The 26,571-nt window shown below is 62.5% G+C and carries 20 protein-coding genes and 1 pseudogene; 18 read left to right on the top strand and 3 right to left on the bottom strand.

What is annotated here, in order from left to right; translation table 11 throughout:
* Positions 1-178: 178 nt before the first annotated feature.
* From AC1D2R_RS14205 to AC1D2R_RS14240, 8 genes are all read left to right on the top strand, one after another.
* On the top strand, positions 179-1,477 hold the full coding sequence (locus tag AC1D2R_RS14205) for a CmpA/NrtA family ABC transporter substrate-binding protein (protein WP_477967913.1): 1,299 nt from the start codon (positions 179-181) through the stop codon (positions 1,475-1,477).
* A 62-nt stretch (positions 1,478-1,539) separates the two neighbouring features.
* Positions 1,540-2,433, top strand: a complete 894-nt coding sequence (ntrB, locus tag AC1D2R_RS14210) for a nitrate ABC transporter permease (RefSeq protein ID WP_477967914.1) — start codon at positions 1,540-1,542, stop codon at positions 2,431-2,433.
* Between the two features lie 11 nt (positions 2,434-2,444).
* Positions 2,445-3,242, top strand: coding sequence for an ABC transporter ATP-binding protein (locus AC1D2R_RS14215; protein WP_477967915.1), 798 nt, complete (start codon positions 2,445-2,447; stop codon positions 3,240-3,242).
* A 5-nt stretch (positions 3,243-3,247) separates the two neighbouring features.
* Positions 3,248-5,698: a nitrite reductase large subunit NirB gene (gene nirB / locus AC1D2R_RS14220; protein ID WP_477967916.1), complete on the top strand. Its 2,451-nt coding sequence runs from the start codon at positions 3,248-3,250 to the stop codon at positions 5,696-5,698.
* Between the two features lie 147 nt (positions 5,699-5,845).
* Positions 5,846-6,175, top strand: a complete 330-nt coding sequence (gene nirD / locus AC1D2R_RS14225) for a nitrite reductase small subunit NirD (RefSeq protein WP_477967917.1) — start codon at positions 5,846-5,848, stop codon at positions 6,173-6,175.
* Complete coding sequence (locus tag AC1D2R_RS14230) at positions 6,176-8,833, top strand: nitrate reductase (protein ID WP_477967918.1); 2,658 nt, start codon at positions 6,176-6,178, stop codon at positions 8,831-8,833. It begins immediately after the preceding gene.
* Positions 8,805-10,304, top strand: coding sequence for a siroheme synthase CysG (cysG, locus tag AC1D2R_RS14235; RefSeq protein ID WP_477967919.1), 1,500 nt, complete (start codon positions 8,805-8,807; stop codon positions 10,302-10,304). Before AC1D2R_RS14230 ends, cysG begins: the two co-directional genes overlap by 29 nt.
* Positions 10,304-10,621, top strand: a complete 318-nt coding sequence (locus AC1D2R_RS14240) for a hypothetical protein (protein WP_477967920.1) — start codon at positions 10,304-10,306, stop codon at positions 10,619-10,621. The genes cysG and AC1D2R_RS14240 overlap by 1 nt, the downstream gene beginning before the upstream one ends.
* A gap of 91 nt (positions 10,622-10,712) precedes the next feature.
* Here the strand turns inward: AC1D2R_RS14240 and AC1D2R_RS14245 are convergent, their stop codons facing one another.
* Entirely contained in the window at positions 10,713-12,611 is a 1,899-nt protein-coding gene (locus AC1D2R_RS14245; RefSeq protein WP_477967921.1) for a peptidoglycan L,D-endopeptidase MepK, read from the bottom strand.
* Positions 12,612-12,790: 179 nt separating this feature from the next.
* The gene (locus tag AC1D2R_RS14250; protein ID WP_477967922.1) at positions 12,791-14,344 is read right to left on the bottom strand and encodes a sigma-54-dependent transcriptional regulator; all 1,554 of its coding nucleotides are present in this window, start codon (positions 14,342-14,344) and stop codon (positions 12,791-12,793) included.
* A gap of 207 nt (positions 14,345-14,551) precedes the next feature.
* Here AC1D2R_RS14250 and AC1D2R_RS14255 point away from each other — a divergent pair, with 207 nt between their 5' ends.
* From AC1D2R_RS14255 to AC1D2R_RS14265, 3 genes are all read left to right on the top strand, one after another.
* Positions 14,552-16,405 (top strand): M3 family oligoendopeptidase, encoded by a 1,854-nt coding sequence (locus tag AC1D2R_RS14255; protein WP_477967923.1) that lies wholly within the window; start codon positions 14,552-14,554, stop codon positions 16,403-16,405.
* A 504-nt stretch (positions 16,406-16,909) separates the two neighbouring features.
* Positions 16,910-18,088 carry an aminodeoxychorismate synthase component I gene (locus tag AC1D2R_RS14260; RefSeq protein ID WP_477967924.1) on the top strand — a complete coding sequence of 393 codons (1,179 nt, stop codon included), beginning with the start codon at positions 16,910-16,912 and terminating at the stop codon, positions 18,086-18,088.
* Positions 18,085-18,711: an aminotransferase class IV family protein gene (locus AC1D2R_RS14265; RefSeq protein WP_477967925.1), complete on the top strand. Its 627-nt coding sequence runs from the start codon at positions 18,085-18,087 to the stop codon at positions 18,709-18,711. The genes AC1D2R_RS14260 and AC1D2R_RS14265 overlap by 4 nt, the downstream gene beginning before the upstream one ends.
* Before the next feature lie 59 nt (positions 18,712-18,770).
* Here AC1D2R_RS14265 and AC1D2R_RS14270 read toward each other — a convergent pair whose 3' ends face one another.
* Positions 18,771-19,676, bottom strand: a complete 906-nt coding sequence (locus AC1D2R_RS14270; RefSeq protein WP_477967926.1) for a GGDEF domain-containing protein — start codon at positions 19,674-19,676, stop codon at positions 18,771-18,773.
* 133 nt (positions 19,677-19,809) lie between these two features.
* Between AC1D2R_RS14270 and AC1D2R_RS14275 the strand changes: the two genes are divergently transcribed.
* From AC1D2R_RS14275 to hemH, 7 genes and pseudogenes are all read left to right on the top strand, one after another.
* On the top strand, positions 19,810-20,094 hold the full coding sequence (locus AC1D2R_RS14275; RefSeq protein ID WP_477967927.1) for a YciI family protein: 285 nt from the start codon (positions 19,810-19,812) through the stop codon (positions 20,092-20,094).
* 4 nt (positions 20,095-20,098) lie between these two features.
* On the top strand, positions 20,099-20,479 hold the full coding sequence (locus AC1D2R_RS14280) for a nuclear transport factor 2 family protein (protein ID WP_477967928.1): 381 nt from the start codon (positions 20,099-20,101) through the stop codon (positions 20,477-20,479).
* Positions 20,480-20,590: 111 nt separating this feature from the next.
* A pseudogene (locus AC1D2R_RS14285) lies at positions 20,591-21,023 on the top strand (heme-dependent oxidative N-demethylase subunit alpha family protein); the annotation flags it as partial.
* Between the two features lie 137 nt (positions 21,024-21,160).
* Complete coding sequence (locus AC1D2R_RS14290) at positions 21,161-22,612, top strand: homospermidine synthase (RefSeq protein WP_477967929.1); 1,452 nt, start codon at positions 21,161-21,163, stop codon at positions 22,610-22,612.
* Between the two features lie 172 nt (positions 22,613-22,784).
* Entirely contained in the window at positions 22,785-23,153 is a 369-nt protein-coding gene (omp10, locus tag AC1D2R_RS14295; protein ID WP_477967930.1) for an outer membrane lipoprotein Omp10, read from the top strand.
* 181 nt (positions 23,154-23,334) lie between these two features.
* Positions 23,335-25,212, top strand: coding sequence for a 5'-nucleotidase C-terminal domain-containing protein (locus AC1D2R_RS14300; protein ID WP_477967931.1), 1,878 nt, complete (start codon positions 23,335-23,337; stop codon positions 25,210-25,212).
* Between the two features lie 125 nt (positions 25,213-25,337).
* On the top strand, positions 25,338-26,375 hold the full coding sequence (gene hemH, locus AC1D2R_RS14305; protein ID WP_477967932.1) for a ferrochelatase: 1,038 nt from the start codon (positions 25,338-25,340) through the stop codon (positions 26,373-26,375).
* Positions 26,376-26,571: the final 196 nt, after the last annotated feature.

The following is a 26,571-nucleotide window of genomic DNA, read 5'->3' on the forward strand; positions in this document are numbered from 1 at the left end:
TCAAACCGCACCGGTCAACGGCGACCGGAGCAAGATGAACGCGCGATAGGCGTTCACAAAAGACATCGACGTCGCAAGGTTTTTGCTGTCCGGGACCTCCCTCCCGAAGACACAATCTCCGAGCGGCGTTTTTTTATTTCCGAATTTCCGGCCCAGCACCAGCAGAGGGGACCTCGGCATGAGCAAGACAGTCACGACCGGCATCACTCGTCGCGCCATCCTGAAGACGACGGCTACCGCAGCATTGATCACCGCAGTCCGCACCGCCTTTCCCTCGGGCGCCTTCGCCGCCGCCGCGGGTCCTGAAGTCCCCGGCGCCAAGCTTGGCTTCATTGCGCTAACCGACGCAGCGCCGTTGATCGTTGCAAAGGAAAAGGGTCTCTTCGAAAAGCACGGCCTTCCTGACGTCGACGTCGCCAAGCAGGCTTCGTGGGGCGCCACGCGTGACAACCTCGTGCTTGGCGGCGCCGCCAACGGCATCGATGGCGCCCACATCCTCTCGCCGCTCCCCTACCTCATGCAAACAGGCAAGGTGACTCAGAACAATCAGCCGGTGCCGATGTCGATCCTCGCCCGGCTGAACTACGACAGCCAGGGCATCTCCGTTGCCAAGGAATATGCCGATACCGGCGTGCAGCTCGACTCCTCCAGGCTGAAGGCCGCCTTCGAGAAGAAGAAGGCCGAAGGCAAGGAAATCAAGGCCGCCATGACCTTCCCGGGCGGCACGCACGATCTCTGGGTCCGCTACTGGCTCGCCGCCGGCGGCATCGATCCGGACAAGGACATCTCGACCATCGTCGTTCCACCGCCGCAGATGGTGGCGAACATGAAGGTCGGCAACATGGACGTCTTCTGCGTCGGCGAACCCTGGAACGAGCAACTCGTCAACCAGGGCATCGGCTTCACCGCAGCAACGACAGGCGAACTCTGGAAAGGCCACCCCGAAAAGGCGCTCGGCATGCGGTCCGATTGGGTCGAGAACAATCCGAACGCCGCCAAGGCCCTCCTGATGGCCGTGATGGAAGCCCAGCAATGGTGCGACAGAATGGACAACAAGGAGGAAATGTCGACCATCCTCGGCAAGCGCCAGTGGTTCAACGTACCGCCGAAGGACGTGCTCGGCCGCCTCAAGGGCGACATCAACTACGGCAACGGCCGCGTCGCCCACGGAACCGATCTCTACATGAAGTTCTGGGCGGGCGGCGTCTCCTATCCCTTCAAGAGCCACGACACCTGGTTTCTTGCCGAGAACATCCGCTGGGGCAAGTTCACACCGGACACCGATATCAAGGCGTTGGTCGACAAGGTGAACCGCGAGGACATCTGGCGCGAAGCCGCCAAGGACCTCGGCGTCGCGGCAGCCGACATTCCGGCATCCTCTTCACGCGGCAAGGAAACCTTCTTCGACGGCAAGGTCTTCGACCCGGAAAACCCGTCCGCCTATCTCGATAGCCTCGCGATCAAGGCCGCGTCCTGATCACGCCTCCGGCGCGCGACTGGCGCGTCGGTTCTTTCTTGAATTCGTAAGAGGAGCGTTCCATGCCCGCCCTGGCCAAGAAACAGACAATCGCGACGGCCGCAGCTGTGTCGACGACGGCAACCATTCTACCTCTTTCAAAGCGACCGGCAGCAAAGTTCGACATAAAGAAGATCGCAGCAACGGTCGCACGCAATGTCGTCCCTCCGCTGGTCGTCCTCGCCATCCTGCTTGCCGTCTGGCAGGTGCTCTGTTCGTCGCCCACCGCCTCGCTGCCGTCGCCGCACCAGGTCTGGCAGGAAAGCTACGATCTGATCGCCTACCCCTTCTTCAACTACGGCTCGCAGGATATCGGCCTTGGCTGGCGCGTCCTGATCTCGCTGCAGCGCGTCGCCTACGGCTTCGGCCTGGCGGCGGTCGTCGGCGTCGTCATCGGCGCCGTCATTGGCCAGTCGGTCTGGGCAATGCGCGGCCTCGATCCGATCTTCCAGGTGCTGCGCACCGTGCCGCCACTCGCCTGGCTGCCGCTGTCGCTGGCGGCATTCCAGAACGCCAACCCCTCGGCGATCTTCGTGATCTTCATCACCTCGATCTGGCCCGTGATCATCAACACGGCCGTCGGCGTGCGCAACATTCCGCAGGATTACCGCAACGTCGCCAAGGTACTGCGGCTGAACCAGATCGAGTTCTTCTTCAAGATCATGCTGCCGTCCGCCGCCCCTTACATCTTCACCGGTCTTCGCATCGGCGTCGGCCTCTCCTGGCTCGCGATCGTCGCAGCCGAAATGCTCACCGGCGGCGTCGGTATCGGCTTTTTCATCTGGGATGCGTGGAACTCATCGCGCCTGCCCGACATCATTGTCGCCCTCGCCTACATCGGCGTCGTCGGCTTCGCGCTCGACAAGCTGGTCGCAGCCGTCGGCAAGCTGATCACCCGCGGCGCTTCGGCCAATTGAGAGGAACGATCATGACCGCTTATCTCAAGCTCGACCACATCGACAAATACTTCGACCGGGCAGGAACACGCGCGGAGGTGCTGAAGGGTATCAATCTGACGATCTCCAAGGGCGAGTTCGTCTCGATCATCGGCCATTCCGGCTGCGGCAAGTCCACGCTGCTGAACCTCATCGCAGGATTGACGCCGGTGTCGGCTGGCGCCGTGCTTCTGGAGAATCGCGAGGTCAACGCCCCTGGCCCCGAGCGGGCCGTCGTCTTCCAGAACCACAGCCTGCTCCCCTGGCTGACGGTCTATGAGAATGTCAACCTCGCCGTCTCCAAGGTCTTCAGCAATTCGAAGACCAAGGCGGAGCGCCACGACTGGGTCATGGCCAATCTCGACCTCGTCCAGATGGCCCACGCCAAGGACAAGCGCCCCTCCGAAATCTCCGGTGGCATGAAGCAGCGCGTCGGCATCGCCCGCGCGCTCTCAATGGAGCCGAAGATCCTGCTCCTCGACGAGCCCTTCGGCGCACTTGACGCGCTCACCCGCGCCCATCTGCAGGATGCGGTGATGGAGATCCATGCCCGCCTTGGCAACACGATGGTGATGATCACCCACGATGTCGACGAGGCCGTGCTGCTCTCCGACCGCATCGTGATGATGACCAACGGCCCGGCCGCCAAGATCGGCGAAGTCCTCGACGTTCCGATCGCCCGCCCGCGCAACCGCATCGAGCTCGCCTCCGACAGAACTTACCTCAAATGCCGCGAAGCCGTGCTGAAGTTCCTCTATGAACGCCACCGCTTCGTCGAAGCCGCGGAGTAACCAACATGACCGAGAAACTTGTTATCATCGGCAACGGCATGGCGCCCGGGCGCATGCTCGAGCACCTCTTCGAAAAGGCCCCCGGCCAGTACCAGGTCACCATTTTCAACGCCGAGCCGCGCGTCAACTACGATCGCATCATGCTCTCGCCGGTTCTGTCGGGCGAAAAGACCTACGAGCAGATCGTGATCCATGGCGATGGCTGGTACATCGACCACGGCATAACGCTCTACAAGGGGCACAAGATCGTCGCGATCGACCGGCACGCCAAGACGGTGACGTCGGACCACGGCGTTTGCGAGAGCTACGACAAGCTGGTGATCGCCACCGGCTCCGTACCCTTCATCATCCCCGTCCCCGGCAAGGACCTGCCCGGCGTCATCACCTACCGCGACCTCGACGACGTGCAGGCGATGTTGCTTGCCGCCCAGTCGCGCGAAAAGGCGATCGTCATCGGCGGCGGCCTGCTCGGCCTCGAAGCCGCGGCCGGCCTTGCACAGCGAGGCATGGACGTGACCGTGCTGCACGTCATGCCGACGCTGATGGAGCGCCAGCTTGACCCTGCTGCCGGCTATCTGCTGCAGAAGGCTGTCGAGGAGCGCGGGATCAAGGTCATCACCAAGGCCAACACCAAGGCGATCGTTGGCAAGGCCAAGGTCGAGGGCATCGAGCTCGATGACGGCCGCATCATCCCCGCAAGTCTTGTCGTCATGGCCGTCGGCATCCGCCCGAATGTCGGCCTCGCAAAGGACGCCGGCCTTGCGGTCAACCGCGGGATCGTCGTCGACGACGGCATGCAGACCTCGGACGGCAGCATTCTGTCTCTCGGCGAATGCGCCGAAGTCGGCGGCATGGTCTACGGCCTCGTCGCGCCGCTCTATGAAATGGCCCGCGTCGCCGCCTCACACCTTTCCGGCGACGCCTCGGCGGCCTTCGTCCATTCCGACACGCCGACCAAGCTCAAGGTGACAGGCATCGAACTCTACTCGCTCGGCGACTTCGCCGATGGCGACGATCGCGAGGAGATCGTGCTGCGCGACGCCGCGGCCGGCGTCTACAAGCGCCTGGTGCTGAAGGACAACAGGATCATCGGCACCGTCCTCTATGGCGAGACCGCAGACGGTGCGTGGTTCAACGATCTCAAGAAGAAGGCGACCGATATCTCGCAGATGCGCGAGACGCTGATCTTCGGACAGGCCTACCAGGGAGGGTCCCCGCTGGACCCTATGGCGGCCGTTGCAGCCTTGCCGGATGATGCGGAAATCTGCGGCTGCAACGGCGTATGCAAGGGCAAAATCACCTCTACGATTTCGGGCAAGGGCCTGACGTCGCTGGACGATGTCCGAGCCCACACCAAGGCATCCGCATCCTGCGGCTCCTGCACCGGCCTGGTCGAGCAGCTGATGGCGCTGACGCTGGGCGACAGCTACAACCCGGCCGCCGTCCAGCCGATGTGCACCTGCACCGAACTCGGCCACGACGACGTCCGCCGGCTGATCAAGGCCAAGGGCCTGAAGAGCATTCCTGCCGTCATGCAGGAGCTCGAATGGAAGACCTCCTGCGGCTGCGCCAAATGTCGGCCGGCGCTCAACTACTACCTCGTCTGCGACTGGCCGGACGAGTATGCCGACGACTACCAGTCTCGCTTCATCAACGAGCGCGTCCACGCCAACATCCAGAAGGACGGCACCTACTCCGTCGTGCCCCGCATGTGGGGCGGCGTGACCAATTCCAACGAGCTGCGCGCCATCGCCGATGTTGTCGACAAGTTCGAAATCCCGATGGTGAAGGTCACCGGCGGCCAGCGCATCGACCTGCTCGGCATCGAGAAGGAAGATCTGCCGGCCGTCTGGGCCGATCTTGGCAAGGCCGGTTTCGTCTCCGGCCAGGCCTATGCCAAGGGCCTGCGCACCGTGAAGACCTGCGTCGGCTCCGACTGGTGCCGCTTCGGCACGCAGGATTCGACCGGCCTCGGCATCCGCATCGAGAAGTTCATGTGGGGTTCCTGGACGCCGGCAAAGCTGAAGCTCGCGGTCTCCGGGTGTCCCCGAAACTGCGCGGAGGCCACCTGCAAGGATATCGGCGTCATCTGCGTGGACTCCGGCTTCGAGATCCATTTCGCCGGAGCCGCCGGCCTCGACATCAAGGGCACCGAGATCCTCGGGCTCGTCAGGACCGAGGACGAGGCGCTGGAGCATATCGTGGCGCTGACGCAAATGTATCGCGAGCAGGCCCGCTACCTTGAGCGCATATACAAGTGGGCAAAGCGCGTCGGCCTGGAGGAAATCCGCCGGCAGATCATGGGCGATGCCGAAAAGCGCCAAGCTTATTACGACCGCTTCGTCTTCTCCCAGACCTTCGCGCAGGTCGACCCCTGGTCGGAGCGCGTCTCGGGCAAGGACAAGCATGAGTTCAAGCCGATGGCAACAGTCGGGTATTCCGAGGCTGCGGAGTGAGTTTGGATACCCCCTCCGGCCTGCCTGCCATTTCCCCCACAAGGGTGGGAACCGGAGGCACTGTCTCGCATCCAGCGATGACGGTGCAGCTCAGGAAGTCCCTCCCCTTGTGGGAGGGGTCTTACCCATGAACAAGGAGCGCATTTGATGAACTGGCATTCGATCGGCAACATCTCTGACATTCCGCTGCGCGGCGCGCGTTGCGTGAAGACGCCGCAGGGCAAGATCGCCGTCTTCCGCACGGCTGAAAACGAGGTCTTCGCCATCGAGGACCATTGCCCGCACAAGGGCGGCCCGCTCAGCCAGGGCATCGTCCACGCCAAGGCGGTCACCTGCCCGTTGCACAACTGGGTGATTTCGCTGGAAACCGGCAAGGCACTCGGCGCCGACGAGGGCGAAGTCCGCACCATTGCCGTGCGCAACGAGGACGGCGCCCTCTTCATCGCTCTTGAAAGCCTGATGATGGCGGCGGAATAGATGGCAGAAGAGATCAAGACGACCTGTCCTTACTGCGGCGTCGGCTGCGGCGTCATCGCCAAGATCGCCAATGACGGCATCGTGTCCGTCAGGGGCGACCCCGAGCATCCCGCCAACTTCGGGCGCTTGTGCTCGAAGGGCTCGGCGCTCGCCGAAACCATCGATCTCGACGGACGCGTTCTGCATCCCGAGATCGCTGGCCGGCGGGCCGGCTGGGACGACGCTCTTGACCTCGTTGCCAACAGCTTCTCGCAAACCATCGCCGAGCACGGACCCGATGCCGTCGCCTTCTACGTCTCCGGCCAGCTGCTGACCGAAGACTACTATGTCGCCAACAAGCTGATGAAGGGCTTCATCGGCTCGGCCAACATCGATACCAATTCGAGGCTCTGCATGTCGTCCTCCGTCGCCGGCCACCGCCGCGCCTTCGGTGCCGACACGGTGCCCGGCACCTACGAGGACATCGAGCTTGCAGACCTGGTGATCCTCACGGGGTCCAACCTCGCCTGGTGTCACCCTGTCATCTATCAAAGGCTGGCGGCGACCAAGGCTGCGCGCCCGGGCATGAAGGTCGTCGTCATCGACCCGCGCCGCACAATGACGGCAGATATCGCCGACCTGCATCTGGCAATCCGCCCCGACAGCGATGTCGCCCTTTTCATCGGCCTGTTCGCGCATCTGATCTCGAGCAATGCGATCGACCAGAACTATGTGGCCGAATACACCAACGGCTTTGCCGAAGCCTTCGCATCGGCCTCCACGGTTTCCTTCAGCGAGATCCTTGAGCGCACCGGCCTGCCCGCCATGCAGCTCCGTGAATTCTACCGCCTGTTCGCAACGACGGAGAAGGTCGTCACCTGCTACAGCCAGGGCGTCAATCAGTCCTCCTCGGGCACGGACAAGGTCAACGCCATCATCAACTGCCATCTCGCAACGGGCCGCATCGGCCGTGCCGGCATGGGCCCCTTCTCCTTGACCGGCCAGCCGAATGCCATGGGCGGGCGCGAGGTCGGCGGACTGGCCAACATGCTTGCCGCCCACATGGCGATCGAGAGCGCTGAGGATCGCGACCGTGTCCAACGCTTCTGGCAGTCTCCCGACATGGCGCAGAAGCCCGGCCTGAAAGCCGTCGACATGTTCAAGGCAGTCGCCGACGGGCGCATCAAGGCGCTGTGGATCATGGCGACCAACCCCGTCGTCTCGATGCCGGAGGCAGATGCCGTCGAAGCCGCCATCAAGGCGTGCCCATTCGTTGTCGTTTCCGACGTCCTCGGGAAAACCGACACCGCACGCCACGCCCACGTGCTTCTCCCCTCTCTCGGCTGGGGCGAAAAAAGCGGCACGGTCACCAATTCCGAACGCCGCATCACCCGCCAGCGTCCCTTCCTCGATCCACCCGGCCAAGCGCGCGCAGACTGGTGGCAACTGGCCGAAGTCGCACGCCGCATGGGCTTTGCCGAGCCCTTCTCCTTCGCCGCACCGGCAGACATCTTCGAAGAGCACGCGGCACTCTCCGCCTTCGAGAACAACGGCAGCCGCGATTTCGACATCGGCGCCTATGCTGGCATCGACGAGGCAAGCTATGACGCGATGCGCCCGTTCCAGTGGCCGCAACCTGCAGGCAACGCGAAGGCCGATACCCGCTTTTTCGCCCAGGGCGGCTTCTTCCACGCCGACCACAAGGCCCGCTTCATCGCGATCGAGCCCGCCGCTTCGGACCGAACCAACGCCGATTACCCCTTCACCCTCAACACCGGCCGGATCCGCGACCAGTGGCACACGATGACGCGCACCGGCAAAAGCGCCCGCCTGTCGTCTCATATTGCCGAGCCCTTTGCCGAACTGCATCCCCGCGACGCGATCGAGATCGGCGTTGGAAATGCCGGCCTGGTCGAGATCGAAAGCCCGCACGGGAAATCCATCGTCCGCGCCCTGATTACCGAGCGGCAGGCGCGCGGCAGCATCTTCGTGCCGATGCACTGGAACGATCAGTTCGCAGCCCGGGCCCGCATCGATGTGGTCGTTGCTCCCATCACCGATCCGCTCTCCGGCCAGCCTGCTTCGAAGAATGTCGCCGTCGCAGCACGCCCTTTCAAGGCGACGCGCTATGGATTTGCCGTCTCGGTCGCCAGGCCGGAACGCCTCGACGCTGCCTATTGGGCACTGGCAAAGGCCGACGGCGGGTGGCGGCTGGAACTTGGCTTCGATGATGCGGTCGAAGACTGGTGCAGCTGGTGCCGCGAGACATTCGCAATCCCGACCAATATCGAACCACTCGGTTACGCCGACCATCAGTCCGGCGATCTCAGGCTGGCCTTCTTCGACGGCAAGCGCTTGATCGCGGCGTTGTTCCTTGCGCGTCAGCCGGTGGCGGTCGCCCGCAACTGGGCGATCTCGCAGCTTGGCGCCTGTCATGACGACCTGCGCAAGCGCTTCGCCCTCGTCGCCGGCCGCCCCGGCGCCGACAAACCGGATCCAGGCGCCACCGTCTGCTCCTGCTTCAGCGTCGGCGTCAACCAGATCGTCGGGGCAGTCCGAAGCGGCTGTCACAGCGTCGAGGCTGTCGGAAGCCAAACCAATGCTGGAACGAACTGCGGCTCCTGCCGCGCTGAAATCAGGGGGATCATCGATGGATGTCTTGCAGCCGCCGCGGAATGACAGTCCGGCCCGCATGGAGCCGCTCGCCAAGCTCCCGGTCTTCTGGGCCCTTGCGGGGAAGCGCGTCGTCGTCGCTGGCGGCTCCGATGCGGCGGCCTGGAAGGCGGAACTTCTCGCGGCCTGCGGTGCAGAAGTCCACGTCTATGCAGAGAAACTGTCCGACACGTTCGAAAAGCTGATCCTGCGCGGCGCAGAACATCCACAAGGTTCGTTCGTTCACCACCCGCAGACATGGGACAGGTCGATCATCGCCGGCGCGGCAATCGCCATAGCCGACTGCGGGGAGGACCACGAAGCGCATGCCTTTTTCGACGCCGCCCGGATAGCCGGTGTGCCGGTCAACGTCATCGACAAGCCCGATTACTGCCAGTTCCAGTTCGGATCGATCGTCAACCGCTCCCCGGTCGTGGTGGCGATCTCGACCGATGGTGCCGCGCCCATCCTCGCCCAGGCGATCCGCCGGCGGATCGAGACATTGCTTCCGCGGGCGCTGAAAGGCTGGGCAGAACTTGCCCGGTCGCTGCGGGACACGATCAATGAGCGTATCGCGCCCGGCCCGCTACGCCGCGCTTTCTGGGAACGGTTCGTCGATCGCGCCTTTTCAAGTTCCAATACGCCGGAGGAGGGCGTCGGCGGGCTGCTTCTCAGGGAGGCCGAACGGCTTCGGGAGGCGCCCGCCCACTCTTGCGGAGGTGGCCGCGTCACGCTGGTCGGCGCCGGCCCCGGTGACGCGGAGCTGTTGACGCTGAAGGCGGTCCGCGCCCTGCAGGCGGCCGATGTGATCCTCTTCGACGATCTCGTCTCATCAGAGGTTCTGGAGCTCGCCCGTCGCGAGGCGAAACGCATGCTGGTGGGTAAGCGCGGCGGCCGCACCAGCTGCCGCCAGGAAGACATCAACGAGATGATGGTAAAGCTCGCCAAGGCGGGCAAACGGGTCGTCCGCCTGAAATCCGGCGACCCGATGATCTTCGGCCGGGCCGGCGAAGAAATCGCGCACCTGGATCGCGAGAACATTCCGGTTGACGTGATCCCCGGCATCACGGCTGCAAGCGCCATGGCCTCCCGCCTGGGTATCTCGCTGACCCACCGCGAGCATGCGCAGTCCGTCCGCTTCATCACCGGCCATTCCCGTCGCGGCGGGCTGCCGGCGGATGTGAACTGGGCAACTGTGGCCGATCCGCACACGACCACGGTCTTCTACATGGGCGGCCGGACGGCCCCTGCAATCGCTGAGAAGCTGATCGCCGAAGGCCTCCCGCCCGCCACGCCCGCCGTGATCATGAGCGACGCGAGCCGCACCACAGAGCGCAAATGGCGCGGCAGCCTTGCGGGTCTCTCCGACGGCATAGCCCATATCGGCTACGACAATCCCGTGTTGATCGCCGTAGGAGACGCGCTCGCCGTGCGCCGAATTGGACAGGATGACAGTGACCTCACGCCGATCGCGATCGCATTCGAAAGGGCCGGATGATGCAGTTTCACTTGATGACCCCGGCACTCCTCGTCCTGTCGATAGCGTTCAGTGGCTGCCGGTTCGCGAGTATATTTCGTCTCCAACCGGGTTCCTCGGTTGCAGCCTCGCCGCAGACGATGATTGCGAGCGCTGTCAGTCTCGGCTCGCTGGGTCTGGCTTTCGCCGGCAACGGCCTCTGTGTCGGCTTGCTGATCGTTTTGATCGGGGGCCTGGCTGCGGCCGCGAGGAAGGCGTCGGCTCACGACGGAGACCTCTGGCTTTCAGTAGCCAGTCTGGCGGCCTATCTGCAGTTCGTTCCGGCGGGCGCTCTTTAGCGCGACGTCGAAAGCAGCGCATCGAACTTTGGATCAACGAAAAAACCGCCGGAACGGTCCGGCGGTTTTCCCTGTCCCATTCATTGGTGACTCAGTTCGAATCGAACTTGCGCACTTCCATGAAGTTCACGGCAGTGCCGCTGAACCGGCCCGGATCGATGGAGGCCGTCTTGGTGAAGCCCTCCGCATAGACCGAGGTCGGCTGGGCGCGCAGTGTCTGGCTGACGAACCGCGGCGCCTTGACCGGCTTGGTCACCATTTCCATGCGCGAATTGGTCAGCGCCCACTTCGAGATAATCTTCTCTGTCAGCTTCGGTTCGGTTCTGACTGTTGCCCGGCTCGCATCGGCTTCCGCTGCCTCATGCTTGGTCGGGCGGCCACCCTTGGCGGGCACGCCCTGCGCAATGCCGGCGTCGTCTGATGCCCGGGGTGCGTCGAAGCCATCCCCAAAGCCTGTCGACCTCGTCGCCGGAGCGAGTGCGGCCATTTGAACCGGCGCCTTCTGGGTGGGAACCTTTTGCGGCATTGCCGCGTTTATAGCCTGTTCGACGCTGGAAACCGGCGGCTGGCTAGATGCGACCTGACGGTCGCCATCCGAGTCATGCTGGTCGAGAGCGTCGGCAACAGCCGGAGAAAGCGTATCCTCCTGGTCTGCCACGTCGTCGTTTGCTTCCGCATCGGCATTCGCCGCGGCGAGAAGGTTTTCGGCAAGCGCCGGTCGTTCAGCCGGCCTCGGAACCGCTGCGAGATTCCCCGTCATCGCAGTCGGATCGGCCGAAGCGACTTCCGCGTCACCCGCAGGGCGGCGCGGTCCAAGCAGCGAAGGAACCGGTATGCTGTAGGCGCTGAGATCGGCAAACTGCTGCGGACCCTGATCGGTCACGGCAGAAAGGGCCTGTTGCGCGGCATTTCCGGATTGCGGAGCGACAAGGGCGCTGGCCACTTCGCTTCCGCCTGGTTGATCGGCGAACGCCGGCCGCACCTGCGGAATCGGCGCGTTTACACTTGCGACCTCGGTCGGCTGGGCGGGAGCCTGCTGGCCGGGATCGGCCGCGTTCGGCATATCGGCCGCCTTGGGTGGGGTTGCCTTGGCGATAGCCACCGGTGCTGCACCGCTATCATCATCAGACGTGTCTTCGGCCTCGTCCGCGCCGCCGCCGAAGAGCGCTGCAAACAGAGTCTTGTGCTTCCGCGGTTCGTCCGAAGACGAACCGGAATAGGCGCCGGAGCTTGCCATCTGCACCTGGCCGGAGCTGACGCGGCGCTTGTAGTCGGCAACGGCCTGCTCATATCCAGGCAGCGGACGACCATCCGCAGGGATGTGCATCGTGTTGCCATTCGGAAAGAGTCTTACCAGTTCGTCACGGCTCATGCGCGGCCAGGCACGAACACCGCCGACGTCCATATGCACGAAGGGCGAACCGGATTTCGGATAGAATCCAACGCCGCCGACCTGCATTTTCATGCCGATCCCGCGCAAAGTGGCCAGTTTGACGTCAGGAATAAAGAAATCCATCGCCTTGCCAAGCATATGCTGGCTTTTCTCGGCCACGCCGGAATTGCGCGAACGGCCTTTCAGCATGGCGTTGGTTGAAGGCGAACGGAATCCGCAGACGACGTTGATATAGTCGCGCGAGCCGCTCTGGCGGTAAACTTCCCAGATCAGGTCGAAAAGACGCGGGTCCATCTTCGTCGGCTGGTTCTTGCGCCAGTCGCGAAGGAAGCGGTTCAGCTGCTCGAGACCCTTGGGGTCGAACCTGCCATTGCGCTTGTAGGTGATGACGGCCTTTTCGCCGGTATGGACGAAATAGAGCTTGAGACTGCGCGTTTCGCCAGCCGCCTGGGAGGGCGTGCTCACCACCACAGGCGAGGAAACAGCAACTGCGACAAGGGCGGCCATAGCCGTCCTAACCACCTTTCCGCAAAGGTCTGCGCACCTCTTGCGCCATGTCGGGCGCGAAGGCTTCGTGTTCCAATTCAGATCCGGCAAACTCAATCCCCGTCAGACAGCCGATGGCCCCTTGATCTGACCCTTGACTGTTAAATGCGGTCACACGATGGCAAAAATGCCACACGTGATCAACCTTTTCTTTACATAGTGAACAGGCCACTAACAAGTGGTTTATGATTGGTAACAAAAGATGCTTGCCGGATTCTTAATTTAGCAGGCTAGGCAGCGTCCTTCTGCGGATTGTCGGGATCGATGCCGTAATCCTTGAGTTTTCTATAGAGTGTGGATCGTCCGATGCCCAGTTTTCGGGCCACTTGACTCATCTGACCCCTGTAGAATTTAAGAGCGAATCTTATCAATTCCTCTTCGACATCGGCAAGCTTGCGCACCTCGCCGGCGGGGTTCGTACTGGCAATTGCGTTGTCAGACGCCTCGGTGATTCGCGCCATGGCTGGATCACCGGCCGACTGCGAGGCAGAATATTCCACCTCTACAAGTTCGCTCAGGCGCGCGCTGCTGCTGTTGTCGGCGACCAGCGCAAGATGATCGACCACGTCGTATTCGGGCAACTGCGCCGCGATCTGCGGGAAGTCTGCTTCGGTCAGCTCCGGTCCGTCGGCAAGAACCACGGCACGGAAGATGGCGTTCTCGAGTTGCCGGATGTTGCCCGGCCAGTCATAGGCGGTCAGCATCGCCAGCGCGCCCGAGCTGACCGTCATGCGATGGCCGTTCTTCTGCTCGGTCGAGAAGCGCTCCGTGAAAACACGCACAAGATGAGGGATGTCCTCCTTGCGCTTGCGCAGCGCCGGGATGGTGATCGGGAATACGTTCAGGCGATAGTAAAGGTCTTCGCGGAAGTGGCCGTTCTTGACCTCTTCGATCAGATCCTTGTTGGTCGCCGAGATCAGGCGAACATTGACTTTGTGCGCGGTGCGCGCGCCCACTGTCTCGATCTCGCCCTGCTGCACGGCGCGAAGAAGCTTGACCTGGACATCGAGCGGAAGGTCGCCGATCTCGTCGAGGAAGATGGTGCCGCCGTCGGCCTCCATGAACTTGCCGACGTGGCGCTCCGTCGCGCCGGTGAAGGCGCCCTTTTCATGGCCGAAGAGAATGCTCTCGACGAGATTGTGCGGAATGGCGCCACAGTTGACCGTGACGAACGGCTTGCCGGAGCGGTCGCTGCCGGACTGGATGGCCCGCGCCACGAGTTCCTTTCCGACGCCGGATTCGCCTTCCAGAACCACCGGGATGGTGGACTGCGCCCCGCGCTGGGCAAGATCGATAACCCGTAGCATTGCGGGACTGGCCGAGACGATATCGTCGAAACCGACTGCCCCGGAACGGGACCGGCGACCGGTACGCGCCTTGATTTCGCGCTGGTCGAGCTTCAAGGCGTTCGAAATCGAGTTGGCAATCCGTTCCGGTGACACCGGCTTGACCACGAAATCGAAGGCACCGGCGCGCATCGCCTGTACAACCGTCTCGATGCCGCCCTGTCCTGTCTGGACGATGACCGGGATTTGTGTGCCGAATTCGTGCACGGCTTCGAGAAATTCGAGGCCTGTCATTTCGGGCATCATCAGGTCGAGCACGATGACGTTGTAGAGCCCGCTGGCTCTCTTCACCATCTCCAGACCGATGCGTCCGTTCTCCGCCTGATGGACGACGTGCCCATGACGCTCGATCGCGTTCTTCAGCAGTCGGCGCTGTACTGGATCGTCCTCGACGACGAGTATCTGCGCTGCACCCTTGAGCTCATTGTAACCGGTCATTGCTGCCTCACTTCATGCGAAACCTGCAGGCACTCTCGCAGAAAGGCTTGAACATCCAGTTTTGAGAAATAATCGCATTTTAACGTTTGTGACGGAGCCCGATTGCCTCGAAACGGAGCTTCCGGGCTGCCGAAAGCCCCTTGATGCCGGGCCTTTAGGCGCATAGACAGTCAAGCCTGTCGCAAAAGAGGAAGAGGAACCCCGCTCATGAAAAAAACGCTCGCCGGCGCCGATCTTAATTTCTCGGCAAGCTCAGCCGCCTCCGCGACCGATACCGCGCTGGGCGATCTGCCGACATGGAAATTGCAGGACCTCTACCCCTCCGCCACCTCGACTGCCTTCGTCGCCGACATGGACAAGGCCGGTAGACTTGCAGTTGCCTTCGAAGAGAAGTGGAAGGGCAAGCTTGCCGGGGCCACGACGAAGACAGGCGCAGAAGGCATCGGCCAGGCGCTCAAGGAATACGAGGCGCTGGACGACATCATCGGACGCCTGGGCTCATTTGCAGGCCTCACCTATTTCTCCGACACCAGCAACCCGGTGAACGGCAAGCTCTACGGCGACGTGCAGGCGAAGATCACCGATTTCTCCGGTCATCTCCTGTTCTTCGCGCTCGAACTCAACCGCATCGATGATGCGGTCATCGACGCGTGCATGGCGAACGATCCCGACGCCGGCCACTATCGTCCCTGGCTGGTCGACCTGCGCCTGGACAAGCCCTACCAGCTGGACGACAAGCTGGAGCAGCTCTTCCTTGAAAAGTCGATGACATCGGCCGCTGCCTTCAACCGCCTGTTCGACGAGACCATGGCAGAGCTGCGGTTCGACATCGACGGCGAGAAACTGCCGCTCGAAGTGACGCTCAACATGTTGCAAGACAAGGACGCCGAGGCTCGCCACAAGGCCGCCATGGCCCTCGCCGCGACCTTCAAGGCGAACCTGCGCACCTTCACGCTCATCACCAACACGCTTGCCAAGGACAAGGACATCTCCGACCGCTGGCGCGGCTTCGAGGACATCGCCGATTCCAGGCATCTGGCAAACCGCGTCGAGCGCGACGTCGTGGATGCGCTGGCCGCAGCCGTCAAGCAGGCTTATCCGCGCCTCTCGCACCGCTACTACAAGATGAAGGCCAAGTGGCTCGGCATGGAGCAGATGGAGTTCTGGGACCGCAACGCGCCGCTCCCGGAGACATCGAACGCCGTGATATCCTGGGACGAAGCCAAGGAGACGGTACTATCCGCCTACGGCAACTTTGCCCCGGAGATGGCCGCGATCGCCAAGCGCTTCTTCGATGAGCATTGGATCGACGCACCGGTGCGACCCGGCAAGGCGCCGGGCGCCTTCGCCCATCCGACGGTGCCGTCGGCTCACCCCTATGTGCTCGTCAACTACCTCGGCAAGGCGCGCGACGTGATGACGCTTGCCCACGAACTCGGCCACGGCGTCCATCAGGTTCTGGCCGGCGCGCAAGGCGCCCTGATGTGCCAGACGCCGCTGACGCTTGCCGAAACCGCCTCCGTCTTCGGCGAAATGCTGACCTTCCGGGCTCTGCTCGACAAGACCAAGGACAAGCGCGAGCGCAAGGCGATGCTGGCCCAGAAGGTCGAGGACATGATCAACACGGTCGTGCGCCAGATCGCCTTCTACGAATTCGAGCGCAAGATCCACACTGCTCGCAAGGCCGGAGAACTGACTTCGGAAGACATCGGTGAACTCTGGCTCTCCGTTCAGTCGGAAAGCCTCGGACCGGCGATCAAGATTTCCGAGGGCTACGAGACCTACTGGGCCTATATCCCCCATTTCATCCATTCGCCCTTCTACGTCTACGCATATGCCTTCGGCGACTGCCTGGTAAATTCGCTCTATGCCGTCTACCAGAAGGCCGACAAGGGCTTCCAGGACAAGTACTTCGAGCTCCTGAAGGCCGGCGGCACCAAGCACCACGCCGAACTCCTGAAGCCCTTCGGCCTCGACGCGACCGATCCGTCGTTCTGGAGCAAGGGACTGTCGATGATCGAGGGGCTGATCGACGAGCTGGAAGCGCTAGATAAGGGCTGAGGCGGCAGCAACGCTTTTCTCCGCAAGAGGGAGAAGGCGGCGCACCTGGTCCTGTCTTCCCGGTGGGGAGCTGGTGCCGGCAGGCCGAAACAGTCCTGCAACGCTCGGCCTGCGACTTGCGTAACGTTCAAGAGGAACAATGAAGGCACCCCCTTCTCCCTCATTCCTGTACTCGTCACAGGAACCCAGTGCGCCCAAGTCCTCGGACATGGGAGGCACTTTGCGACGAGTGACATCATTGACGGCGCAGAAGCGCCGTGCCTGGATTCCTGTGACAAGCACAGCGATGATGGACACAGGAATGAGGCGGCGGCCACGTCTCTCTTCTCCCCGTCGTGGGGAAGGTGCCGGCAGGCGGATGAGCGGGCCACACGGCACATCCTCGCTGAACAAGCTGCTGCTCGTCGCGTCGTTCCACCCCCTCATCCGCCCTCCGGGCATCTTCTCCCCGCTTGGGAGAAGAGGAGCACCGCGAACCACGCCGCACGGGGCGCAAGTATCGACATGACCAACAGGCAGCCCTATGCGCTCTTCCGGGACGACGCCACCGGGCAAGTGATGCTATTCGCCAATCCAGCGGAGATCATCATTGCGAGGACGCACGCCGAATTCTTCGCCGCGCTCGCCCGAATGGAGGAAGCCAGGGCCGCCGGCAAATGGCTGGCGGGCTACATGGCCTATGAGGCCGGGTATCTTTTCGAGGAAAAGCTCTCTGCCTTCGCGGTGGAGGACAGGCTGACCCCGCTCCTCTGCTTCGGCGTCTTCGACACGCCGCAGGCCGACGGCCATCCGCTGGCCCAACCAGCGCAGCGTCATGAAAATGAGGAATTCCTGACAGCCCCGAAGGCCGCCTGGGACTTCCCGACATATAAAGAGCGCTTCGATCGCCTGCACTGGCACCTCAGACAGGGCGATTGCTACCAGGCCAATCTCACCATGCCTGTCACCGCCCGCTGGAGCGGCGACCCCCGTGCCGCCTTCTGGGCGCTGATCGAGCGCCAGCCGGTAAAATACGGCGCCCTCGTCGATCTCGGCGGGCCTGTGATCCTTTCCCGCTCTCCCGAGCTCTTCTTCCGCACCGACAGTACCGGCTGGATCGAGACGCATCCGATGAAGGGCACCGCCAAGCGCGGCGCCAGCGCTGCCGAGGACGCCGAGATCATCGAGGCCATGCGTCACGACATCAAGACGCAGGCCGAAAACCGCATGATCGTCGATCTCCTGCGCAACGACATCTCCCGGATCACCGAGGTCGGCACGCTCGACGTTCCGAAACTCTTCGACATCGAGACCTATCCGACCGTCCACCAGATGGTGAGCCATGTCCAGGCGAGGCTCCTCCCCGATCTCTCGATCCGCGATATCTTCTCCGCCCTGTTTCCCTGCGGTTCGGTGACCGGCGCCCCCAAGATCAGCGCCATGCAGATCCTGCACCAACTGGAGGACACCCAGCGCGATGCATATTGCGGTGCGATCGGCATGATCTCGCCAGATGGCGCCATGCGCTTTTCCGTCGCCATCCGCACCGTCAGCCTTTTCGACGACGGCAAGGCGATCTTCAACGTCGGCGGCGGCATCGTCTTCGATTCCACCGCCGAGGCCGAATACGAAGAATGTCTCCTCAAGGCCCGCTTCGCTGTCGGCGATCAGGAGATCGCGGACGATCAGGAGATCGCGGGATGACTGGCTTTTCGCTGATCGAAACGCTGTGCTTCGAGCCGGACGCCGGCTTCATCCGCCTGCGCCTTCATCTTGCCCGCCTCACCCGTTCTGCTCGCCGGGTCGGTTTTCCCGAGCCGGTGTCCGCCGCCGCGACACTCAGCGAAGCGGTGAACGGCGCTTCCCAGACGTTGCGCGTCCGCTTGACGCTCGATCGACAGGGACGCATGGAGGTAACCACCGCGCCCTTCGCACGACTTCCCGCCGATACGCTGTGGACGGTGCGCATCGCAAATTCCCGCCTTGATTCGAACGACAAGCTGCTGCGGGTGAAAACGACCAACCGGGCTGTCTATGACGCTGCCCGCGCCGAATATGCTTCTTCGGACGCCGACGAAGTCATCATGCTCAACCAGCGCGGCGAGGTATGCGAGGGGACGATTACCTCGGTCTTCCTTGACGACGGTTCCGGTATCCTCCGGACACCTCCGATTTCCTGCGGCTTGCTTGCTGGCGTGCTCCGCACCGAACTCATCTGTCAGCGCAAGGCCCGCGTCGGCCGCATCTCGGTGCAAGAGCTGCGGGTCGGCAGCCTTCACGTCGGCAACTCCCTGCGCGGTTTGATCGCCGCAACCCTCGTCACCTAGATCGCAAGTCTAGTGCCGGATTTCAGGCGAAAGCCGCTACATTTTTTGTATTCCCTGCTTTAAGCGACGATCCTCAATCGATCGCGACCACTCTGCTTGGCATGGTAGAGCGCCTCGTCGGCGCGCGCGTAAAGTTCGCGCGCAGTCTCGCCTGCGTGCAGTTCGGCAAGCCCTGCCGAGCATGTGTAGGAGAAACTGGGCGCCGTGCGGATCGGCCGGGCGTCCCGCACCGTGGACAGTATGCGATCAACGATCAACTCGCCTTGCGACAGCGTCGTATCCGGCAGGATCAGCATGAACTCCTCGCCTCCGATGCGGCCAAAGCTGTCGCGGCGGCGGACGAGCGGATGCACGCGGTGGGCAAAATCGACGAGCACGTCGTCGCCGGCCTGGTGGCCGTACAAGTCATTGATGCGTTTGAAGAAATCCAGGTCGATGATGCAGATGCAGCCTCCGGCGGCCTGCGCCGATGTCTGGCGCTCGATCATGCTGTCCAGCGCCGCCATCATGAATCGGCGGTTGGAGATGCTAGTCAGCTCGTCCGTCTGCGAGGCCCGCAGCGCGAAGTCGCGATCCTGCCTGATGTCACGTTCGCTCGCCTTCAGATGCGTGATGTCGCTGGCGATGCACAGCATCCATCCGTCGCGCTGGACGGTCTCCGTCATCCACAGCCAGCGCCCGCCGGTCACATCGGTCTCGAACGCGCGAAACGGCAGCTTTCCGCGGCGCGATTGCGCGGAAACAAGCCAGGTCTCGAAGTCGGCCGCACGGATGATCGTGCCTTTTCCCGCCTTGGTATTGCGTCGCATAAGTTCCGCCCAAAAAGGGCACTCGTCTGGCTCTAGCGCGAAGGTGGCGCGGAAAGCGGCGTTTGCATAACGCAGCCGGTCGTCCTGATCATAAAGCGCGATCAGGACGGCACTATTTTCCTGCAACTCGGCAAGTCGCTCCGATATCTGGGTCATCCGATTGTTCCGGGCGTGCTGAAAAAGAACGATTCGCACTTTGGAGCGGAAACCTAAAAAGAAGATGGATGGTTCGGGGACAATTGAATACTCAAATGTATCGGAACGAAACGCCCTGAAAGGAACCGCAGCGATGTTCATCCTCGCCCTGACCTATGTGAAGCCGAACGAGGAAGCCGACAAGCACATGGAGCCGCATATGGCCTGGGTCAAAGAAGGCTATGCCAAGGGCTGGTTCCTCGCCTCCGGCCGCAAGGTCCCACGCACCGGCGGCGTGGTTTTCGCAGTGGGCGAACGCGCCGAAATCGAAGCCTATGTGGCGGCCGACCCCTTCACGATCCATGGCGTTGCACGATACGACATCACCGAGGTCGCAATCACCACGACGGCTGAGGGATTGGGTATTTTGAAAGGCTGAAGCAGTGATTGACGGCACAGACCACCTGCGCGCGCGTCTCCTGTCTCTGGAAGAGAAGCTGTTCGACCAACAGGTGCGCAACACGCGCAGTTCGCTGGAATGCTTGCTCTCGCCCGATTTCCGCGAGATCGGCAGCTCGGGTCGCCTCTATATGTTCGACGAGATCGTCGCCGCCCTGCTGCAGGAACCGGCGGACGGGACGACCCGCAGGCTTGCCGACTTCGAGCTCCAGCCGCTGGCACCCGACGTGATGCTTGTTACCTACCGCTCCGAGCGCACCGCCCCCGACACCGCACCGGCCCGCTCGCTCCGCAGCTCCATCTGGCGCCACGATGCCGATGGCGTCTGGCGCATGGTCTTCCATCAGGGAACACCGGCGCGCTAAGCGCCCTTTTCCGGGGGGCATCGGATTTTGCGGATATCGATTTCGGAAGGCTGAAGTCTCGCGATCGGAACCCCGGGATTCCCGCCACGCGGGCATCGACGGCCAGTATGGCTTCACGCCGATGTGCCGGGCTTTGGCGAAGGCACCCGCAATGCCGCCGTCACCACTCGCATCTTCGACAATCTCCAGGTCACCCAGCCGGTCGAGCGAATGAACTGGTCCGTCAATACGACCGGCGAGCTCTTCCTGCCGCTGTCCAAGCACCGCCGTCCGCCGCAAGTCGAGGCCTTTACGCTCGCCGAACGCTTGGCCCGCGTCGAGCGACAGACGCTGCGCAAGCTGCCTCGGGCGATATCCTCTTCACCCTCCGCGTCTATCTCCCGCGATCGCCCACCACCCGAACGCCGCAGCACTCGCTGCATGCTTCGCAGCCCAACTCGAAGGGCTCGACAGCGACCAGACCGCCTGCAAGGGCCTGACCGTGCAGAAAACCGAGCTTGCGGCCAAGCTGCGCGAGCTCGCGAACCCGCTCTCGCCCACCTGATATTTGCGTTCTTCCCCCGAACACTCTTTATTGTGACGGCGTTTTGTGGTTAGAGCCGCTCAACCTCGCAGTATTTTGCGCCATTTCAGATGTTTGTTAAGGCCTATCGCCTTCGTCGCCTTCCACAGGAGAAAAGAATGACGGAACAGACCCACCCGGTACATGCCGAAATTACCGGTCCGATCGTGATGATCGGCTTTGGCTCCATCGGCCGCGGCACGCTGCCCCTGATCGAGCGCCACTTCAAGTTCGACAAGAGCCGGTTGGTCGTCATCGACCCGCGCGAAGAGCCCTCCGACATGGAGATCCTGAAGAAGCACGGCGTCCGTCACATCAAGGAATATGTGACCAAGGACAACTACAAGGACCTGCTGAAGCCGCTCCTGACGGAAGGCGAAGGCCAGGGCTTCTGCGTCAACCTCTCGGTCGACACCGGCTCTCTCGACCTGATGAAGCTCTGCCGCAAGCTCGACGTGCTCTATATCGATACCGTCGTCGAGCCTTGGCTCGGCTTCTATTTCGACAAGAGCATGAAGAACGCCGACCGCACCAACTATGCGCTGCGCGAAACCGTTCGCCACGAGAAGAAGAAGAACCCGGGCGGCGCGACCGCGGTTTCCACCTGCGGTGCAAATCCGGGCATGGTGTCGTGGTTCGTCAAGCAGGCACTCGTCAACCTCGCCAACGAGATCGGCGTGAAGTTTGACGAGCCGGATCAGCACGACCGCGAAGGCTGGGCGAAGCTGATGAAGAAGGTCGGCGTCAAGGGCGTACACATCGCCGAGCGCGACACCCAGCGCACCAAGCATCCCAAACCGCTCGACGTCTTCTGGAACACATGGTCCGTCGAAGGCTTCATCTCCGAAGGTCTGCAGCCGGCCGAACTCGGCTGGGGCACGCACGAAGAGTGGATGCCGAAGAACGCCAAGAAGCACAAGAAGGGCAACAAGGCGGCGATCTACCTGGAACAGCCGGGCGCCAACACGCGCGTTCGCACCTGGTGCCCGACCCCCGGCCCGCAATACGGCTTCCTCGTCACCCACAACGAATCCATCTCGATCGCCGACTACTTCACGGTGCGCGACAAGGACGGTGAAGTCACCTTCCGCCCGACCTGCCACTACGCCTACCATCCGGCAAACGACGCGGTCCTGTCGTTGCATGAGATGTTCGGCAACGGCGGCACCGCCCAGCCGGTTCACCATGTTCTCAACGAGGACGAGCTGGAAGACGGCGTCGATGAATTGGGCGTGCTGCTTTACGGCCACGAAAAGAATGCCTATTGGTACGGCTCGCGCCTGTCGCTTGAAGAGACACGCCGCATCGCGCCTTACCAGAACGCAACGGGCCTGCAGGTGACCTCCGCCGTTCTCGCCGGCATGGTCTGGGCGCTCGAAAACCCGAAGGCCGGCATCGTCGAAGCCGACGAGATCGATTACAAGCGCTGCCTCGAAGTGCAGACGCCGTATCTCGGCCCGGTCGAGGGCCACTACACCGACTGGACCCCGCTCGACGGTCGTCCGGGCCTGTTTCCCGAGGACATCGACACCAAGGATCCGTGGCAGTTCAAGAACATCCTCGTTCGCTGAACGCTGCCTGAACCTGCCTCGAAAATGCCCGCCGCAAGGCGGGCATTTTTGTAACGCTTGCTGTATAAAATGCCGTCTCGCTCCCCTGGAGCCTTGCCTTCCCCGACAGCCCGCGCCATGTTTTTCGCAACCACACGGATAGTTTTCGTTCCGAAATCCCCGGGAGAAGCTTATGAAAATCAAAACCCTCGTTGTCCTCGTCGGCGCCTGCGCGGCTCTTGCAGCCTGTGTTTCGCCGTCGCCACGCGCCGTGCCGGTCGCCGCGAATCCGGCACCATCGGGTGTGGAAGGCTCCTGGGCGGATCCGAACGGCATCATCTCCACATTCCAGGCCGGCACCTTCACGACCCGGACGACAGACAGCAACCAGCTGCTGGCGTCCGGCACCTACGTGAAGACCTCGCCGTCGCTGGTTGAGATCAACATGACCTCGTTGGTTCGCAAAACCCAATCCAAGGTCAATTGCGCTCTGGTGACACAGAGCCAGCTGAACTGCACCTCGGATGCAGGATCGCAATTCACGCTGAACCGCCACATGTAGGAACGTCAGGTTCCCTCGAAAAGCTCCCCTCGCGGGAGCTTTTTTTGTTTACGCCCTTGGAAAGGGTGCCCGCTGTCACAGCTTTTTCTCTTGCGGCCACTAGTGCTTAGTGGAAACATCGATAGCGTAGGGACGGCGGGGTGCGGGGTACAGACTTCGCCTATAAATCCAGGAGAACAATATGACGAAGTCATTTCAATTCAGTCTGCTGACCGCCTCGGTGCTGGCGCTGTCGAGCAGTGCCGCCTTTGCCGACTACCAGCTCAATATATTGCATATCAACGATTTCCATTCGCGCATCGAGGCGATCAACAAGTTCGATTCCACCTGCTCGGCCGAGGAGGAAGGCAAGAAGGAGTGCTTCGGCGGTGCCGCCCGCCTGAAGACCGCGATCGACCAGCGGCGCGCAGCACTCTCGGGCCAGAACGTCCTGCTTCTCAACGCCGGCGACAATTTCCAGGGCTCGCTCTTCTACACGACCTACAAGGGCGCCGCCGAAGCCGAGTTCCTGAACGAGATGAAGTTCGACGTCATGACCGTCGGCAACCACGAGTTCGATGATAGCGAAGACGGCCTGGCGACCTTCCTCGACAAGGTCAAATTCCCGGTCATCTCGGCCAACGTGCTCGCCGCAGACGGCTCCAAGCTCGGAGACCGCATCAAGCCCTCGCTGGTGCTCGAAGTCGGCGGCCAGAAGATCGGCATCGTCGGTGCCGTGACCAACGATACGGAAGAAATTTCCTCGCCCGGCCCGAAGGTCCTGATTGCCGACGACGTGCAGACGATCACGGCAGCCGTCGAGGACCTGAAGAAGCAGGGCGTCAACAAGATCATCGCGCTAACCCACGTCGGCTATCCGCGCGATCTCTCGGCCATCGCCAAGATCCCGGATGTCGATATCGTCGTTGGCGGCCACTCGCACAGCCTGCTATCGAACACCGACCCGAAGGCCGAGGGTCCGTATCCGACGATGGTAGACAACCCCGGCGGCTACAAGGTGCCGGTCGTGCAGGCGGCGTCCTACAGCAAGTACCTCGGCGATCTCGTCGTAGACTTCGACGATAACGGCGTCGTCAAGAGCGCCAAGGGCGATCCGATCCTAATCGATTCCTCCTTTACGCCCGATCCCGCGATGACCGCACGCATCGCCGAGCTGGCCAAGCCGATCGAAGAGCTTCGCAAGAAGGTCATCGGTTCGTCCGAAGGACCGATCGAAGGCGACCGGACCGTTTGCCGCGTCAAGGAATGCTCGATGGGCAATCTTGTCGCCGACGCCATGCTCGAGCGCGGCAAGAGCCAGGGCATGAGCATCGCCATCCAGAACGGCGGCGGTCTGCGCGCCTCGATCGATGGCGGCGACGTCACGCAGGGCGAAGTCATCAGCGTCCTTCCCTTCCAGAACACGCTGGCGACATTCCAGCTGACGGGCTCCGATATCCGCAAGGCTCTTGAGAACGGCCTCGGCAAGATCGAGGAAGGCGCAGGCCGTTTCCCGCAGGTGTCGGGCCTGACGTACAGCTACGACAAGTCCAGGCCGGCCGGTAGCCGTCTGGTTTCCGTCGAGGCCAGGGAAGGCGATGCCTTCGTGCCGCTCGACGACGCGAAGACCTACGGCGTCGTCACCAACAACTACATGCGCGCCGGCGGCGACGGCTATTCGGTTTTCGCGACAGCCGGCAAGAACGCCTACGACTTCGGCCCCGACCTCGCCGACGTAACGGCGGACTACATCGCGGCGCATTCGCCCTACAAGCCCTACACCGACGGTCGGGTGAGCGAAATTGCGGCGTCCGCGACGACAGCACCGGCTGCGCCAGCGGCACCCGCTGCGCCAACAACATCCGCGGCTCCTGCCTCTGCACCGGTGGCGGAGGCCCCCGCAGCGCTTGCGCCGAACACACCCACCAGCCATGTCATCGCATCCGGCGACACCCTCTGGGATCTCGCCAAGCAATTCTATGGCGACAGCACTCTCTGGAAGAAGATCTCTGAAGCCAACGGCACGCCCACGCCGCGTCATCTGACGATCGGCAAGGAGCTGCAGATTCCGTCCAAGTAAGACGATTTGTCTCGACTGCCCGAGCCGGCCCGGGGTTTCCCGGGCCGGCTTTTGTTCTTATAGGGTGAACCAGCCGCGCTTGGCTTCGTATGAGCCGGGCAGAGACGACGAGCATTGGGGTTTAAATGACGAGCATCGATACTGCGCACCGCCCGGCGGACCATCCGACTGTGAAGTTCGGCAAGGTGGGCGTCCTTCTCGTTAATCTCGGAACGCCCGACGGCACCGACTACGCCTCCATGCGCCGCTATCTCAAGGAGTTCCTGACCGACAAGCGCGTCATCGAGTGGTCCCCGTGGAAGTGGTATCCGATCCTGTTCGGGATCGTGCTCAACACCCGTCCGGGCAAAGTCGGAAAGGCCTACGAGCTCATCTGGAACAAGGACAAGGACGAAAGCTATCTGCGCACCTACACGCGCAGTCAGTCGGACCTGATGGCCGAGCGTCTCAAGGACCTGCCGAACGTGACGGTCGATTGGGCGATGCGCTACGGCAACCCGTCGATCCCCTCGCGCATCCAGGCGCTGAAGGACGACGGCTGCGACCGGATCGTGCTCTTCCCGCTCTACCCGCAATATGCCGCAGCAACGACCGCGACTGTCAACGACAAGGCCTTCCAGCATCTCCTGAAGATGCGCTGGCAACCGGCGCTGCGCACCGTCCCCGACTATCACGACGACGAGACCTACATCGAAGCGCTGGCAAACTCGGTAACAACGCATCTTGCGACGGTGGACTGGGAACCCGAGATAATCCTCGCCTCCTTCCACGGCATCCCGATGTCCTACTTCCAGAAGGGCGATCCCTATCACTGTCAGTGCCAAAAGACGGGCCGGCTGCTGCGCGAAAGGCTCGGCCTGACCAAGGAGCAGTTCATGGTCACCTTCCAGTCCCGTTTCGGCCCGGAAGAGTGGCTGCAGCCCTACACCGACAAGACGGTGGAAAAGCTGGCGCAGAATGGCGTCAAGAAGATCGCCGTGCTCAACCCCGGCTTCGTCTCCGACTGCCTGGAAACGCTGGAGGAAATCGCCGAGCAGGCCGCCCATTCGTTCCACGAGAACGGCGGGGACAAGTTCACGCACATCCCCTGCCTCAACGACAGCGAGGATGGCATGCGTGTCCTGGAGAAGGTCATCCGCCGCGAACTGCTCGGCTGGGCGTGATTGAGAGCGAGGTGTTGAAAGCCTCGGGCCGATGGCTTGTTTTTTGATTGGTGTCTTGCCGTGCAGCCCCTCATCCGGCCCATCGGGCCGCCTTCTGCCCGATGGGAGAAGGGATATGCCGCACCCTTTCGCCAACCAGCACAATGTTGCACGTGAGGCACGGGCAATTGCCATAAGTCCCGTCTCCCATCGGGGA

It is taken from the genome of Rhizobium sp. P1_C7, from assembly GCF_056406295.1.